Source organism: Streptomyces sp. 184, from assembly GCF_045781775.1.
In the GTDB taxonomy this organism is placed as follows: domain Bacteria; phylum Actinomycetota; class Actinomycetes; order Streptomycetales; family Streptomycetaceae; genus Streptomyces.
On sequence record NZ_CP123230.1, the window covers coordinates 6,869,486 to 6,884,858 of the forward strand.

At 73.1% G+C, this 15,373-nt stretch carries 15 protein-coding genes and 1 other RNA gene; 6 read left to right on the top strand and 10 right to left on the bottom strand.

Annotated features, from left to right (window positions below):
• Positions 1-138: 138 nt before the first annotated feature.
• The gene (locus tag QBL21_RS29155) at positions 139-1,065 is read right to left on the bottom strand and encodes a LysR family transcriptional regulator (protein ID WP_407566601.1); all 927 of its coding nucleotides are present in this window, start codon (positions 1,063-1,065) and stop codon (positions 139-141) included.
• 159 nt (positions 1,066-1,224) lie between these two features.
• On the opposite strand from QBL21_RS29155, the gene QBL21_RS29160 reads away from it, so the two are divergent.
• Positions 1,225-2,448: an MFS transporter gene (locus QBL21_RS29160; protein WP_407565217.1), complete on the top strand. Its 1,224-nt coding sequence runs from the start codon at positions 1,225-1,227 to the stop codon at positions 2,446-2,448.
• A gap of 122 nt (positions 2,449-2,570) precedes the next feature.
• Positions 2,571-3,545, top strand: coding sequence for a hypothetical protein (locus QBL21_RS29165; protein ID WP_407565218.1), 975 nt, complete (start codon positions 2,571-2,573; stop codon positions 3,543-3,545).
• Between the two features lie 61 nt (positions 3,546-3,606).
• Here the strand turns inward: QBL21_RS29165 and QBL21_RS29170 are convergent, their stop codons facing one another.
• Positions 3,607-4,998: an MFS transporter gene (locus tag QBL21_RS29170; RefSeq protein ID WP_407565219.1), complete on the bottom strand. Its 1,392-nt coding sequence runs from the start codon at positions 4,996-4,998 to the stop codon at positions 3,607-3,609.
• 51 nt (positions 4,999-5,049) lie between these two features.
• On the bottom strand, positions 5,050-5,319 hold the full coding sequence (locus QBL21_RS29175; protein WP_407565220.1) for a YciI family protein: 270 nt from the start codon (positions 5,317-5,319) through the stop codon (positions 5,050-5,052).
• A 339-nt stretch (positions 5,320-5,658) separates the two neighbouring features.
• Here QBL21_RS29175 and QBL21_RS29180 point away from each other — a divergent pair, with 339 nt between their 5' ends.
• From QBL21_RS29180 to QBL21_RS29190, 3 genes are all read left to right on the top strand, one after another.
• Positions 5,659-6,309: a Crp/Fnr family transcriptional regulator gene (locus QBL21_RS29180; protein WP_407565221.1), complete on the top strand. Its 651-nt coding sequence runs from the start codon at positions 5,659-5,661 to the stop codon at positions 6,307-6,309.
• A 215-nt stretch (positions 6,310-6,524) separates the two neighbouring features.
• Positions 6,525-7,673, top strand: a complete 1,149-nt coding sequence (locus QBL21_RS29185; RefSeq protein WP_407565222.1) for a PP2C family protein-serine/threonine phosphatase — start codon at positions 6,525-6,527, stop codon at positions 7,671-7,673.
• Positions 7,674-7,835: 162 nt separating this feature from the next.
• Positions 7,836-8,489 (top strand): hypothetical protein, encoded by a 654-nt coding sequence (locus tag QBL21_RS29190; protein ID WP_407565223.1) that lies wholly within the window; start codon positions 7,836-7,838, stop codon positions 8,487-8,489.
• A 96-nt stretch (positions 8,490-8,585) separates the two neighbouring features.
• On the opposite strand, the gene ssrA is transcribed toward QBL21_RS29190, so the two are convergent.
• The 5 genes from ssrA to ftsE form a co-directional block, all read right to left on the bottom strand.
• Positions 8,586-8,955, bottom strand: a transfer-messenger RNA (tmRNA) gene (gene ssrA, locus QBL21_RS29195).
• 113 nt (positions 8,956-9,068) lie between these two features.
• Positions 9,069-9,548: an SsrA-binding protein SmpB gene (smpB, locus tag QBL21_RS29200; RefSeq protein WP_388898197.1), complete on the bottom strand. Its 480-nt coding sequence runs from the start codon at positions 9,546-9,548 to the stop codon at positions 9,069-9,071.
• A 17-nt stretch (positions 9,549-9,565) separates the two neighbouring features.
• The gene (locus QBL21_RS29205) at positions 9,566-10,681 is read right to left on the bottom strand and encodes a S41 family peptidase (protein WP_407566602.1); all 1,116 of its coding nucleotides are present in this window, start codon (positions 10,679-10,681) and stop codon (positions 9,566-9,568) included.
• 153 nt (positions 10,682-10,834) lie between these two features.
• Complete coding sequence (ftsX, locus tag QBL21_RS29210) at positions 10,835-11,746, bottom strand: permease-like cell division protein FtsX (RefSeq protein WP_407565224.1); 912 nt, start codon at positions 11,744-11,746, stop codon at positions 10,835-10,837.
• 30 nt (positions 11,747-11,776) lie between these two features.
• The gene (gene ftsE, locus QBL21_RS29215; RefSeq protein WP_407565225.1) at positions 11,777-12,466 is read right to left on the bottom strand and encodes a cell division ATP-binding protein FtsE; all 690 of its coding nucleotides are present in this window, start codon (positions 12,464-12,466) and stop codon (positions 11,777-11,779) included.
• 215 nt (positions 12,467-12,681) lie between these two features.
• Here ftsE and QBL21_RS29220 point away from each other — a divergent pair, with 215 nt between their 5' ends.
• Positions 12,682-12,879 (top strand): hypothetical protein, encoded by a 198-nt coding sequence (locus QBL21_RS29220; RefSeq protein ID WP_407565226.1) that lies wholly within the window; start codon positions 12,682-12,684, stop codon positions 12,877-12,879.
• A gap of 233 nt (positions 12,880-13,112) precedes the next feature.
• Here QBL21_RS29220 and QBL21_RS29225 read toward each other — a convergent pair whose 3' ends face one another.
• Positions 13,113-13,883 (bottom strand): hypothetical protein, encoded by a 771-nt coding sequence (locus tag QBL21_RS29225; RefSeq protein WP_407565227.1) that lies wholly within the window; start codon positions 13,881-13,883, stop codon positions 13,113-13,115.
• Between the two features lie 292 nt (positions 13,884-14,175).
• Positions 14,176-15,297 carry a peptide chain release factor 2 gene (gene prfB, locus QBL21_RS29230; RefSeq protein ID WP_407565228.1) on the bottom strand — a complete coding sequence of 374 codons (1,122 nt, stop codon included), beginning with the start codon at positions 15,295-15,297 and terminating at the stop codon, positions 14,176-14,178.
• Positions 15,298-15,373: the final 76 nt, after the last annotated feature.

The window sequence follows — 15,373 nt, forward strand, 5'->3', positions numbered from 1 at the left end:
CCAGGTGCCGCACCGCTAGCCCGGCGGACGGCTGGTCGATCCGGCAGGGGCCGACGTCTCGGGGCTGGAACACCGCAGTGTTCGCAGGCCGAGCCGTTCGGAGCCCTCGGTGCCACGGCGGGCCATACGGGACACCCCTCAGCCGCCCCCCTCCGTCCCGCCCCCCAGCGCCTCCCCCGTCACCGCCTCCGTCACCGCCTCCGCGAACGCCCTCACCGCCGCGCCCTCCCGGTCGCCCCGCCACACCAACCCCAGCGCCGAGTCCGGCAGCCCCCTCGCCGGCACGTACGCCACATCCCCCCGCGGGTGGTACTCCGACGTCGGGCGGCACAGCAGCATCACCCCCCGGTTCGCCGCCACCAGCGACAGGCCCTCCTGGAGCGTGCCCGCCTCCGGGCCCCGCGGGATCGGCGCGCCCCCCGGCGTACGCGCGGGGGCCTGGGCCTCGCGCCAGTACGGTGGCGCCGGGCCGCTCACCCCCACCAGAGGCGCCGCGGCCAACTCCTCTACGTCCACCTCCGCACGCGCCGCGAAGGGGTGCCGGCGCGAGGCCGCCACGTACTGCGGCTGGACGGAGAAGACCGGGCCCAGCACCAGCGTCGGTTCCGCCACCGGCAGCAGCACCACCGCCGTGTCCACCTCGTCCCGGTGCAGCGGTCCGAAGGGGTCCGACAGCGGGAGTTCGGTGAGCCGCGTGGTGCAGCCCGGGTGCCGTTCCTCGAACTTCCCGACCACGTCCATGAATCCGTACCCCACCACCCCCTGGAACCCGATCCGCAGCGGCCCGCCCACCCCCAGCGCCGCCGCCCGGGCGCCGTCGACGGCGCCGCGCAGCGCCGCGTACGCCGGGCGCAGCGTGCCGAGGAGGTCCTCGCCGAGCGGGGTGAGCCGGACCCTGCGGCTGGTGCGGTCCACCAGGCGCGCGCCGATGCGGTGTTCCAGCGCGCGGACGAGCTGGCTGACCCGGCTCTGGGACACGTACAGCCGTTCGCCGGTACGTCCGAAGTGCAGTTCCTCCGCGAGGACCAGGAAGCATTCCAGCTCGCGGATCTCCAACCCGCCCACCGGTGCCCGCTCGCCGCCCGTGGCCCCCTGACCTGTCATCGCCATGTGGCGTGCCCTTCTCCACCGTGCCTGCCCCACCGCCCATCGATGAGCCCACCTCATCGAAGCATGAGAAGTTCGCGCTTGTTCCCGTCCCTCCCGCCGGGCTTGGCTGAAGGCATGGCGAAACTCGACGAGCTGTCCCCACCCGCCCCCGCCCCGCTCGCCTCCGGCGGGTGGCCCGCGGTGGCGACCGTGGCGGCCGGCACCTTCACCGTGGTCACGTCCGAGATGCTGCCGGTGGGCCTGCTCACACCTCTCAGCAGATCGCTGTACGTCAGCGAAGGTACGGCCGGACTGACCCTCACCGTCACCGGCCTGATCGCCGCCCTGTCCGCCCCGCCGGTCACCGCGGCCGTCGGCCGGATGGACCGGCGCGTGGTCCTCTGCTCCCTGATGGTGCTCCTGGCGACGGCCAACGTGCTGGCCGCCTGGTCGCCGAACTTCGCGGTGATGATGGCCGCCCGCGTGCTCGTCGGTGTCGGCCTCGGGGGCGTCTGGTCGCTCGCGGGCGGCCTGGGCGTACGGCTCGTCCCGGCCGCGTCCGTGGGGCCGGCGACCTCCCTGATCTTCAGCGGTATCGCCGTCGCCTCCGTCGTGGGCGTACCGGCCGGTGCGTACATCGGCGAACTCGTCGGCTGGCGCGCCGCGTTCCTCGCCGTCGCCGGCCTGGCGCTGCTCGTCGCCGCGGCCATGGCCGTGCTGCTGCCGCCGCTGCCCGCCGAGGAGGCGGTCGCGCTCGGCGGGGTGCTGCGGCTGATCGGCAACGCCCGCGTGGCCACCGGGCTGGCGGTGGTCTTCCTGCTGGTGACCGGGCACTTCGCCGCGTACACCTATGTACGTCCCCTCCTGGAGGACGTCTCGGGCGTCGGGGCCTCGATGATCGGCACCCTTCTGCTCGCGTACGGAATCGCCGGTGTCACCGGCAACTTCGCGGTCGGCGCCCGCGTGGGCCGGTCGCTGCGCGGCACCGTGCTGGTGATCGGCGCGACGCTGGCCGGCTCGCTGCTGCTCGTGCCGCTGCTGCTCGTACCGCCGCTCGGGCTGTCGGTGGCGGGGGCGGCGGTCCTGGTGGTGGTGTGGGGGCTGGCGTACGGCGGGGTGTCGGTGAGCACCCAGACCTGGCTGGGCCTTGCCGCCCCGCGGGCACGGGAGGGCGCGACGTCGCTGTTCGTGGCGGTGTTCAACGGGGCCATCGCCCTGGGTGCCTTCACGGGCGGCCGGATGGTCGACGGCTTCGGGACGCGGTCGGTGCTGTGGCTGGGCGGGGCGCTGGCGCTGGGCGCGGTTGCGGTGACGCTGCTCGGGCGCGTTCCCGCGACGCACACCGGTGCCGCGCCTTAGCCCCGCGGCCCCGCGGCCCCGCGGCCCCGTCGTCCCGTCGTCCCGTCGTCCCGTCGTCCCGTGATCTCGTCGTCCCGGGCGCGCTGGACTCTCCCCCCGTGTCAGGGCGTTGCCTGGGCCCCATGACCGACTACACGGGCTCCGGCCCCTACTGCTACGCCAACTCCCTCGTCATGACCCTCCCCACCGACCACCCCGCCCCCTCCCCCGCCCTGGTCGAGACCCTGACCGGCTCGCCGTTCGGCGTCCAGCTCCTCGGCGGTACGGCCCCGCTCTTCGACCCGTACGGCTGGGACCCCGAGATCGGGCTCGACGACGCCGTCGCCCTGCTCGGCCTGCGCTGCGACCACACCGCCGGCGGGTCCGCGGACGAGGCGACGGCTCGGCTGCGGGCGGCGTGCGCGCGAGGGCCGGTGCTGGTCGGGCCCGTCGACATGGGCCTGCTGCTCTACCACCCCGGCACCCCGTGGGGCCCGGCGACCGGCGGCAACGACCACTACGTGGTCGCGCTGGCGGCGGACGACGAGACGGTGCTGCTGCACGACCCGCACGGCCACCCGTACGCGACGCTGCCGGTGCCGGAGTTCCTGGCGGCGTGGCGGGCGGACGCGGTGGAGTACACGGAGGAGCCGTACGGGATGCGGGCGGGGTTCGAGCGCGTCCGTGCGGTGACGGAGGAGGAGGCGGTACGGGGCGCGCTGCCGGGCGCGGTGGCGTGGCTCGCGGGGCGCACGGACCGGGCGGTGCCGGTGGGGACGGTGGGCGGGGCGGAGGCGCTGGAGAGGCTGGCGGCGCGGGTCGAGGCAGGGCCGGCCGCGGGGATGGACGCGGGGCCGGCCGCCGGGCTCGACGCGGACGTGCGGGGGTTGCTGGAGGGCTTCGCGGTACGGGTCGGCGCCCGCCGGCTCGCGGACGCGGCGACGTACCTGGGGCGGGCGGGGCTCGTCGCGGCGGCCGGGGTGCTGGACGGGCAGGCGCGGCTGGTGGGGGCGGTGCAGTATCCGCTGGTGCGCGGCGACGGGGCCGGGGTGGCGGAGGTGCTGCGGAGGCTGGCGCCGACTTACGAGCGGTTGCGGCGGGTCCTGGAGGCGGGTTGAGGAGCGGGGCGGACGGGCCGGAGGGCCAGGGGCGACGGCATCGCGGCGGAGGACACGTACGTCACGCCGAGGTACGCGCCCCGTCCCCGGGCGCCCCGTCGTCGGGCGGGCCACCGGCCCTTTCGCGCCGGTCCCCCGCGGACGGGCCCCCGCCAGGCCGCTCACCTTCCGTCGCGTCCCCCGCCGCCGCGTCACCCCCAGCCGCTACGGCCCCACCCCTCCGCGACGCCAGCCACACCCCCGTCCCCACCGCCGCCACCCCCACCGTCGCCGCCCCCGACCCCGCCAGCACCGCCCGCGGCCCGAACGCCGCCACCAGCGGGCCGCCGAGCGCCGCCCCGACCGGTGTCGACGTGAGCAGCACCGCCCCGCGCGCGGCGAGCACCGTGGTCAGCCAGCCCTCCGGGGTGCGGTTCTGGAAGAGGGTGAACGACAGCGCCGGGTACGGGCCGTACACCGCGCCGCCCAGCGCGAAGCAGACCATCGCCGCGGCGGTCCCGGCCCCGAGCCCGTACGGCAGCAGCAGCAACACGCCCCACCCTCCGACTATCCCCAGCGTCACCGGCCACAGCGGCAGCCGCCGCAGCGCGCCGACCGTCAGCCCGCCGACGACCGCGCCGACGCCGAAGGCCGTCCAGAACAGGCCGAGGAGCCCGGAGTCGCCGCCGAACTCGCCGGTGACCTGAAGCGGCAGGGCGACCTCGACAGGGCCGTAGAGCGCGAAGAACAGCCAGGTCAGGATGAGGATCGCGAGCAGTTCGCGCTGTGTGGCCAGCAGCCGCAGCCCGCGGCCTGCGGGGGGCTTGCGCGCCGCGTCCGGGGCCTCCTCCTCGGCCCCCGGCGCCAGCCGCGCGGTCTGCACGGCGAGCACCGCGTACGTCAGCGCGTCCAGGCCGATGACCCACGCCGGGCTGACGGCCGTGGCGAGGAACCCGGCGACGGCCGGGCCGGCGACGATGCTCGTGGACATGCTGGCGCCGAGGAGGGAGTTGGCGGCCAGCCGGTGCTGCTCCGGGAGCAGTTCGCTGACGAGCGTGAACTTCCCCGCGTTGCCCCAGGCGGTCAGCACGGAGGAGCAGCCGAGCAGCACGACGTACGTCACGGGGTCCAGGACTCCGATTCCCCAGGCCAGCGGCACGCAGCCCAACAGGGTGCCGCGCAGCGCGCAGTTGGCCATGAGCAGCCGGCGCGCGGGCAGCTTCCGCAGCCACCGCCCGAGCAGCAGCACGCCGGCCGCTCCTGGCAGCGCGTACGCGGCGAGCGCGGCCCCGACGAGCAGGCCCTCGCGGCCGTCCGGGGCGATGACGATGGCCAGCCACGCCACGGCCACCATGCTCATGCCGCCGCCGAAGTCCGAGGCCACGAACGCGGGCAGCAGCCGGCGCAGCCGCGGGTGCGCGAGCACGGGCCGGTAGGCGCGCGGGACGGCGCGCGCGAGGACGGGGCGGATCACGTCGACAGCGTGCCGGGTGAACCAAGGTCGAGGTCAAGGGTCTTCGCGGCGTCAGGGGGCTCGGGGGGCGACGACGGGGGTCCACTCGCGGACGCCGACGACCTCGACGCCGGGGGTGCGGTAGTAGGGGTCGTCGGCCATGATCGCGTCGAGCCGGTCGCGGGTGGTGTCGAAGACGAGCAGGGCGCCGGAGTCGTCGGCCCAGGGGCCGGCGGCGAGGAGGATGTCGTCGCTGTGCAGGCGGACGAGCCGGTCGCGGTGCGCGGGCCGGGCGGCGAGGCGGGCGGGGTCGGGGGTGAAGCGGAGTTCGAGTACGAGCATGGGGGTGACGGTACGGTCGGGGGTGTGAGGGGATCTGTATCGCCCGATACACGCAACGCGAAGCCGCCGGCCGCACACCCGCGCCCGGCGGCCGGGGGCGCGGAGCCCGCGAAGCGGGACGCGGGCCCCCCGGAACGCGACGCCGGACCCTCGGAGCACGACACCGGGCCCACGGAACGCCACGCCTCACCCGCCGAGCATCACGCCCTGCCCACGCCGCCCACACCCCACCCCGCCCCACCGACAACCGGACCCCCCGCTCCACCCCCCTCCCCGACGCCGCCGAACGCAGACCCCGCACCGCCCGGCCGCACCGCGTCCGCCGACGCCCTCCGGGCCGTGCCGCTGCTCCGCGACCTCCCCGCCCCCCGGCTACGCGCCCTCTGGCGCGGCTCCGTCCCGCGGCGCTACGCCCCCGGGGAGGTCCTGCGCGCCGCCGGTGAGCCCGCCGGGCGGCTGCTCCTGCTGCTCGACGGCCGGGTCGCCGCGACCGTCGTGTCCGCGGCCGGGCGGGTGGTACGGGTCGGGGCGTGGTCGGGGCCGTGTGCGCTGGACAAGGTCGCGGTGATCGACGACCGCGGCCACACCGCGACGTTCACCGCCCTCACCCCCTGTGCGGTACGCAGCCTGCCCCGGGCCGACTTCCTCGCCCTCGTCGACGACGCCTCCGCCGTACGCGCCCACGTGCTGCGGATCCTCGCCGCCCAGGCCCGGGACCAGCAGACCCGCTTCACCGCGACGGCGACCCTGCCCGCTTCGGCCCGGCTCTCGGCCTGGCTGCTGGCCGAGGCCGCCCGGCTCCGCTCGCGCCGCGTCCCCCTGCCCGGCGGCCAGCAGCCCCTGGCGGACCACCTCGGCGTCACCCGCGTCACGCTCAACCGCGCGCTGTCCGCCCTGCGCCGCGAGGGCGTGCTGACGTACGCCCGCGGCGAGGTGGAGATCACCGCCCCCGAGACCCTGGCGCTCCGCGCCACGCCCCCGCCGCGCTGACGGCATCGGCAGCGCACTGTCACCCAGCGCCGCGTCACCGGTGCCGCCCGGGCCCGGGCGCCCCGGCGCCCCCGCCGCCCGCACCCCCGTGGCCTGCGGACCGGCACCCCACCCCCGATCGGGTGGCGTGGTGACGTCCCCTCCCCTGCCGTGACCTATCCTCGAAAAATCGGAACATAAAGGACAAACAACCTCAGCTAAGGACGCCATCCCCCATGCGACTCCTGCCGCGCGGCGGCCACCGCCGCGATGTCGGAGGCGCCGCGACCCCGGCCGCACACGGCGTGTCCCGGATCCCCCGTGTCCTGTTCCCCCTGCTGATCATCCTCGTCGCCGTGATCATCGACATCTCCGCGCCCTCCTCGACCCAGGTCGCGCCGCTCCTGGTCGCCGCGCCCGTGGTGGCCGCGGCCACCCTCTCCGTACGGGTCACCGCCGCGATCTCCGTCACCGTCGTCGGGCTGACCGTGTGGATGAACGTCTACCACGGCGTCTGGGGCGACCTCAGCTCCGACATGACCCTCGCGTCCGCCGCCGCCGTGTGCCTGGCCAGCATCGTGGCGGCCGTCATCCGCCAGCGGCGCGAGTCCGAGCTGAAGCAGATCCGGTCGGTGGCCGAGGCCGCGCAGCGGGCGCTGCTGCGCCCGCCGCCGCCGCGTATCGACCGGCTCGCCGTGCGCAGCGTCTATCTCGCGGCGGAGGCGGAGGCGCAGATCGGCGGGGACATGTACGAGGCCCTCCAGACCCCGTACGGCGCCCGCGTGCTCATCGGCGACGTACGGGGCAAGGGACTGCCCGCCGTCGGGGTCTCGGCCGTGCTGACCGGGTGTTTCCGCGAGGCCGCGTACCGGGAGCCCACGATCGGCGAGGTCGCGGGGCGGATGGAGGAGACGGCGCGGCGGGAGATCGACCGGGACGACCCGGCGGAGGCGTTCAGCGAACGCTTCACCACCGCCCTGCTGGTGGAGATCCCGCCGGACGAGCCCGTCGCCCGCATCGTGCACCTGGGCCACCCCGAGCCGCTGCTCATCGGCGACGGCGCCGTCACCAGCCACATGCCCGACCGGCCCGGTGTCCCGATCGGGCTCGGCGGTCTCGTGGGCACGCTGCCGGTCCCCCAGACCATCGGCTTCCGCCCGGGCGACCGGCTGCTGCTCTACACCGACGGGTTCGTCGAGGCCCGCGACGGGCACGGCGACTACTTCCCCCTCGCCCTCAGCGCCGCCCGCCACGCCGGCAGCGACCTGGACGGCCTCGTCGCGGGGCTGCGCGCGGACCTGCTCCGGCACGCCGGCCGGCAGTTGGCCGACGACGCCGCGCTGCTGGCCATCGAACGCCTCCCCGACACCCCGCCCCCGCTCTGAGGCGGCCCGGACGGCGTCCACCACCTGCGCCCGCCGCGGGCCGGCCGTCCGAAAGCAGCCGGTTTCCGGCGGCGCGCCGTTGCCCGGGGAGGAGGGCCGCTTGCATATTGAATACGCCCCCAGACCCGCGGTCCGCCTCCCCCCACGCCTCTGGAGACCCCGATGTCCGGCGACGAGTCCGTCATTTCCGCGCTCGCCACGGCCTACGACGACCGGGACGCCGGCAAGGTCTTCTGCGCGCTGGGCGCACTGGCCGAACCGGCGGACCTCGCCCGCCGGCCGGCCCTGTGGCATCCGCTGGGCTTCTTCCGGCTCGAACTGGCCAGGGATCACCTGCGCCGGCGGTACGTGCTGCACTGCTGGCCGCGCGGCGAACGGCGCACGCGGGAGCCGGCCTGGGCCGTCCACCGGCACGCGTTCGCGCTCGAAAGCCTCGTCGTCGAGGGCGAGATACGCGACCGCCGGTTCGGCGGCGCCGCCGCCGGACGGGCGGCGCTGCGCGGGCCGCTGTACCGGGCGGAGGGGGTCGGCCGGCAGTCGGCGCTCAAGCGCACCGAGGACATCGCGGAGTTGGACGAAGCGGAGGACCGGTCGTTCGGCACGGGCAGCTTCTACGCGGTGCCGCCGGCCCGCTTTCACGAGAGCCGGGTGGAGACGTCGGGGTTCTGCGTCACGCTGGCGCGGATGTCGCCGAAGCACCGCCCCGACGGCCACGTGCTCGGCGGGTTCGCCTCCCCGCCGGTGCTCGTGTACCGCCACACCCCGGTGGCAAAGGGCCTGCTCACCCACCTCGCAGACCGCATCCGCGCAGCCTGACGTGCGCGTGGCGGAGCCCCCGCCCGGCGAAGCCGTGCAGAAACGACGAAGGCGACCCGGCCCGCGCAGTGCGCGGGCATGGGTCGCCTGACGTCTTGGTGGAGATGGCGGGAATCGAACCCGCGTCCAACGGTGCAGGGACAGGACTTCTCCGAGCGCAGTCCGCTACGTTTTTCTCGGCCCCGGAGATCACGCGGACAAGTCTCCGACGGGCTCAGTCACTGTGGTTTGTCCTGCTACACCCCGTGACCGGGTCTAGCAGTGGAGTTCCCTAGCTGATGCCAGGATCCGGGTCGGGAACACCCCCGGGCTGACACTTCGCAAGTCGCTACTTAGGCAGCGAGGGCGAAGGAATCGCGCTTGGTATTGGCGATTATTTTTTTCGGCCTGTGGTTTACGAGATCATGGCCGCTTCCTCGGCTCGCTTCTCCTGCTCCGACAGCCGCTGTCGAAACCGATCATCCCCATGTGGTGTTTTCAAGGTGCGCAGCCCGCCAAGGAGCCGCTGACGCCATCGTAGTGCAACAACGCCGCGGCGTGCCACCGTATTCCCTCCGCGTACGAGCGCGTCGGCGCAGGTCAGCCGCGGAACTTGCGGCGGGCCGCGGAGATCGCCTTCTGCGCCTCGCGGTTGTCCTGCTTCTCGCGCAGCGTCTGCCGCTTGTCGTACTCCCGCTTGCCGCGCGCCAGCGCGATCTCGACCTTGGCCCGGCCGTCCTTGAAGTACAGCGCCAGCGGCACGATCGTCAGGCCGGTCTCCTGTGTCTTGCCGATCAGCTTGTCGATCTCGGCCCGGTGCAGGAGCAGCTTGCGCTTGCGGCGCGCGGTGTGGTTCGTCCACGTACCCTGCGAATACTCCGGAATGTGCACGTTGTGCAGCCAGATCTCGCCGCCGTCGAGGTGCGCGAAGCCGTCGGCCAGCGAGGCCCGCCCCTGCCGGAGCGACTTGACCTCGGTGCCGGTGAGCACGAGCCCCGCCTCGTACGTGTCGAGGATGAGGTAGTCGTGCCGCGCCTTCTTGTTCTGCGCAATCAGCTTGCGACCCGTGTCTTTACCCATAGCCGGGCCATTGTCGCCTAGACGCCGCTCCCGAGGCCACTCAAAACCGTGCGGGCCTCCTCCTCGGCGTCCCGGTTGCCGGTGACGGCCAGGTCGAGGTCCGGGGTGACGCCGACGCCCTCCAGGCTGCGGCCCGCCGGGGTGCGGTACTCGCCGACCGTCAGCTCGGCGACCGAGCCGTCCGGCAGGGCCTTCGGCATCTGCACCGAGCCCTTGCCGAAGGTGCGGGTGCCGACGACGACGGCGCGGCCCCGGTCCTGGAGCGCCCCGGCCAGCAGCTCGGCGCTGCTCATCGTGCCGCTGTCGACGAGGACGACCAGCGGCGTCCGGGTGTTGCCGCCGGGCTTCGCGTACAGCGCCTGCTGGCTGCCTTCCAGGTCGTACGTCGCGACCACACCGTCGTCCAGGAAGCCCGACGCCGCCTCGACGGCCTCCACGACCAGGCCGCCGGAGTTGCCGCGCAGGTCGAGGATGAGGCCGTCGCTGCCGCGGGCCTCGGCCGCCGCCCGGCGCACGTCGGCGCCGCTGCCGCGGGTGAAGCTCTCGACCCGGATCACGGGGGCGGTGGCGCCGTCGCCCTTCGGCCCGTCCTGCCGTACGGTCACGGGCTCGGTCCGCAGCTCCACCCGGCGCACGGGGCGCGCCCAGCGCCGCTCGCCGCGCTGGAGCGCGAGCACCACCGTGCTTCCGCGCGCCCCCTCGCCCAGCTCCTCGCCGCGCAGCAGGGCGACGACCTCGGTGACGGGCCGGCCCGCGACGGGCGTGCCGTCGACGGCGCGGAGCAGGTCGCCGGGGCGGATGCCGGCCTCGTCGGCGGGGCTGCCCTCGCCGACCTGGGCGATCTCCATCCGGCCGGCCCCGTCGGTCTTGATCCACAGCCCGACGCCGACGTACTTGCCCGCCAGCATCTGCTGGAGCGACTCGTACTCGCGCGCGCTGTACGCCGTCGACCAGCGGTCTCCGCTGCGGCTGACCAGCTCGCCCGCGGAGTCGGCGGTGCCGCTCTCGCCGGCCCGCGGCTCGTAGACCTGCTCGCCGGCGACATGGCCGGTGAGTACCTTGGGGGGGCGCTCGGCTTCGCCGGGCCAGGACCCGGTGGCGGCGCCGGTGGCCAGCACGCTGACGAAAACCAACGTCAGGGAGGCCCCGCGGCGGAAGGCGCTGCGGGGCCTGGCGCTGTCAGACGAGCCCGACATGCCGCTGAGTGTAGGACAGCGGCGGGTGCCGTATGGGGAGTTGACCGCGCCACGGCACGCACGTGGCCTACGCCACACCCGCCCCGATTGTCAGACCTTGAGGTACTTGCGCAGGGCGAAGAACGCGGCGATGCCCGGCATGAGCAGGCCGATCGCGACGACGAGCGGCAGCACCCGGATCACTTCGTCCCAGCCGATGAAGTTGATCAACAGGATCTTGTCCGCCAGCCAGTTGTCGATCAGGAAGTGCTTGCCGCCGACCAGCAGCACCGCCGCGAAGCTCGCGCCGATCAGCCCGGCGACGGCGGCCTCGACGATGAACGGCAACTGGATGTAGACGCTGGACGCGCCCACCAGCCGCATGATGCCGGTCTCGCGGCGTCTGCTGAACGCCGACACCCGTACGGTGTTGACGATCAGCATGATCGCCACGACGAGCATCAGCGCCATCACCCCGATCGCCGCGTAGGTCATGCCGTTGAGCAGGTTGAACAGGCTCTCCAGCACGTTGCGCTGGTCCTGCACCTCCTGCACGCCCGGCCTGTCGGCGAAGGCGCTGGTGATGACCTCGTACCGTTCGGGGTCCTTGAGCTTGACCCGGAAGGACTCCTGCATCTGGTCCGGCGTGAGGGAGGAGGCCAGCGGGGAGTCGCCGAACTGCTCCTTGTAGTGCTTGTACGCCTCTTGGCTGGACTCGTACTGGACGCTGTCGACGACGTCGAGGGCGTTCAGATCGTTCTGGATCTCCTTCTTCTGCTCCGCCGTGACCGCACCCTTCTCGCAGTTGGGCGAGGTTTCGGCGTCCACTTCGTTGCAGAAGAAGATGGAGACGTTGACCTTGTCGTACCAGTAGCCCTTCATGGTGTCGACCTGCTTGCCCATGAGCCAGGAGGCTCCGAACAGGGCCAGCGACAGGGCCACGGAGACGATCACCGCGAAGGTCATCGTCAGGTTGCGCCGGAGACCGACGCCGATCTCCGAGAAGACGAACTGGGCGCGCATGCCCGTCCTTTCAGCTCCGGGGGCAGCAGCTCAGTGCTGGTATCCGTACACACCGCGCGACTGGTCGCGTACCAGCCGCCCCAACTCGAGTTCGATGACGCGCCGGCGCATCTGGTCGACGATCTGTTGATCATGCGTGGCCATGATCACTGTGGTACCGGTCCTGTTGATGCGGTCGAGCAGCTTCATGATGCCGACCGAGGTCTGGGGGTCGAGGTTGCCCGTCGGCTCGTCCGCGATGAGCAGCATCGGCCGGTTGACGAACGCGCGCGCGACGGCGACGCGCTGCTGCTCACCGCCGGACAGCTCACCGGGCATGCGGTCGCCCTTGCCGGCCAGGCCCACGAGGTCGAGCACCTCGGGGACGGTCTTGCGGATCTGGCCGCGGGGCTTGCCGATCACTTCGAGCGCGAACGCGACGTTCTCCTCGACGGTCTTGTTCGGCAGCAGCCGGAAGTCCTGGAAAACGGTGCCCAACTGACGCCGCATCTGCGGCACCTTCCAGTTGGAGAGCCGGGCGAGATCCTTGCCGAGCACGTGCACCTGGCCGTGGGTGGTCCGCTCCTCGCGCAGGATGAGCCGCAGGAAGGTGGACTTGCCGGAGCCGGAGGACCCCACGAGGAACACGAACTCGCCGCGCTCGATCTCCAGCGAGACGTCCTGGAGCGCGGGTCGGTTCTGCTTGGGGTACAGCTTGGTGACGTTGTCGAATCGGATCACGCTGGGCTCCCTGTCGCGGTCGCAGGTGACCTTACGCGAATGCGGAGGGGCCGCGCAGTCGCCGTGGGCGGTTGGTGCGTTTCGTCACGGACAAACCGCCCTCTGTGCAGGCGGGGATCCGGTGGCGCGCGCCGATTCGGGCCGGACCTGGCACAGTGGTAGGTGGGGGAGTGGATTCTGCGGGGCGGATGAGGCGTAGCGGGAGGAGGAGGCACATGACTCGCGACTGGCTGGTCTGCGCGAACTGTGCGGGGCCCGTGAGCGAGGGCCGCTGTGCCGTCTGCCGGGCGAGCAGGGAGCGCATGCGCCAGGAGAACGGCTGGCGCGGCGTGACGCCGACGACGGTGTGGATACTGCTGGCGCTGCTGGCGGCCGTCGCGGCGGTGCTGTTCCTCCAGCAGCGGACGGCGTAACCGCGAAGTCCGCGGGGGTCCGGGCGCGTACGACGCGCATGGAACCCGCGAGTGTGATCCGCATCACATCACCTTGACCGACGAAGCGCTCTTCGGCGTGACGAAGCGCGCCACAGCGCTACGCAGCACGGGCACACGGCAACCCGGCAGCACGGCAACCCGGCAGCACGCGGAAGGGCCCGGAGCGAATCGCTCCGGGCCCTTCGTGTCGCCTGTACGGCGGGCGCCGCGGGTCAGGCAGCGCTCTCGTTGCGGGTCATCAGCCGCGGCAGCAGCCGGAAGCCGACGCCGCCGGCGATGATGCTGGCCGCACCCACGAGCAGGTACGTGGTGCCGCTGGAGCCGGTGTCGGCAAGCTGCTCCTGGGGCTCGCTGTCGCCGGCCGGGGAGGGCTCGCTGCCGCCGGAGGTCGACTCGGCCTCGCAGATCACGCTGTCGCCGTCCAGCTCGCAGTCGTCGCCGCCGCCGGTACCGCCGGTGGTCTGCTGACCGGTGGTCTGCTGACCGCCGTCGTCCGCGCCGCCGTCGCCGGAGCCACCGTCGTCGGCACCGCCGTCGTCGGTGCCACCGTCATCGACACCACCGTCGACGCCGCCGTCGTCGGTGCCACCGTCGTCGGTACCGCCATCGTCCGTGCCACCGTCGTCCGTGCCACCGTCATCGGTGCCACCGTCATCGGTACCGCCATCGTCGGTGCCGCCGTCGTCCGTACCGCCGTCGTCGGTGCCACCGTCATCGGTACCACCGTCGTCGGTACCACCGTCCTGGGTGCCACCGTCATCGGCTCCGCCCGGACCGGCGATCTCGCCGCCGTCGGTGAGGCCGCCGTCGTCCTCGCCGCCACCGCCGATGGCGTTGATCTCAAGCCCGATGCCCTGGCGACCGCTTTCGCCACCGTCGTCGCCGGTGGCCTGCGCCGCACCGGCGGCGGCAAGGGAAGCCCCGCCGGCGATAAGCGCGCTGGCGGCGACTCGCGCCACCCGTACACGCACCTTGTTCGTCATTGCTCGCTACCCCCAGTAGCCGTACTCGTCAGTGGGTTGGCGTCGGTACGGGGCTTGTTCGCGGCGGGTTTACCCCCCTGAGTCACACGAACCCCACACACCTACAAAGCTCGGCGGCCAGCCTCTCCGGTATTCGGTACAGCGTCAAGCGAGTTGAGACGGGGTTGTACCTTTTTCCGGCCATTGTCCTGGGTAAGTGGTGCACGACTGTGACACTCGCAGTGTCGGCGGTCAGCCGTGCAATTGAAGCGGACGAACCGGGTCCGCGGCACGGCCCGGCGGCGGGTGGAACTCAGCTCTCGCCGGTCGCCTGCTCCTGCTGCTTGCGCCAGCGGATGCCCGCCTCCAGGAAGCCGTCGATCTCGCCGTCGAGCACGGCGTGCGGGTTGCCCACCTCGTGCGTCGTGCGCAGGTCCTTGACCATCTGGTACGGCTGGAGCACGTACGACCGCATCTGGTTGCCCCAGGAGCCGGCGCTGTCGCCCTTGAGCGCGTTCATCTTCGCCTGCTCCTCCTCCTTGCGCTTGGCGAGCAGGCGGGCCTGGAGCACGCGCATGGCGGCGGCGCGGTTCTGGATCTGCGACTTCTCGTTCTGGCAGGAGACGACGATGCCGGTCGGCAGGTGCGTGATGCGGATCGCGGAGTCCGTGGTGTTCACGGACTGACCGCCCGGCCCGGAGGAGCGGAAGACATCGATCCGGATCTCGTTCTCCGGGATGTCGATGTGGTCGGTCTGCTCCACCACGGGCAGCACCTCGACACCGGCGAAGGACGTCTGGCGGCGGCCCTGGTTGTCGTACGGCGAGATGCGCACCATGCGGTGCGTCCCCTGCTCGACGGAGAGAGTGCCGTACGCGTACGGCGCCTTGACGGCGAAGGTCGTCGACTTGATGCCGGCCTCCTCCGCGTACGAGGTGTCCAGCACCTCGGTCGGATAGCCCTTGTGCTCGGCCCAGCGCAGATACATGCGCTGCAACTGCTCGGCGAAGTCCGCGGCGTCCACGCCGCCCGCCTCCGCGCGGATGTTGACCATCGCCTCGCGCTGGTCGTACTCGCCGGACAGCAGCGTGCGCACCTCCAGCTCCTCGACCGCGCGCCGGACGGCGGACAGCTCGCCCTCCGCCTCGCGCTGCGCGTCGGCGTCGCCCTCGCTCTCGGCCAGCTCGAAGAGGACTTCGAGGTCGTCGATCCGCCCGCGCAGCTCCTCCGTCTTGCGCAACTGGCCCTGGAGGAGGGAGAGCCGACTCGTGACCCGCTGCGCGTTCTCCGGGTCGTCCCAGAGCGCGGGGGCGGCGGCCTCCTCTTCGAGCGCGGCGATGTCGGCCCTCATCTTGTCGAGGTCGAGCACGGCCTCGATGGAGTCCATGGTGGAGCTGAGGGCCTTGAGCGATTCGGATACATCAGGTGCTGCCACCCCACCAGAGTACCGCTGCATACGCCGGTCACCCGTGGCGCGTGGGCGGGGATGCGGTATCCGCGGGACGCGCGGC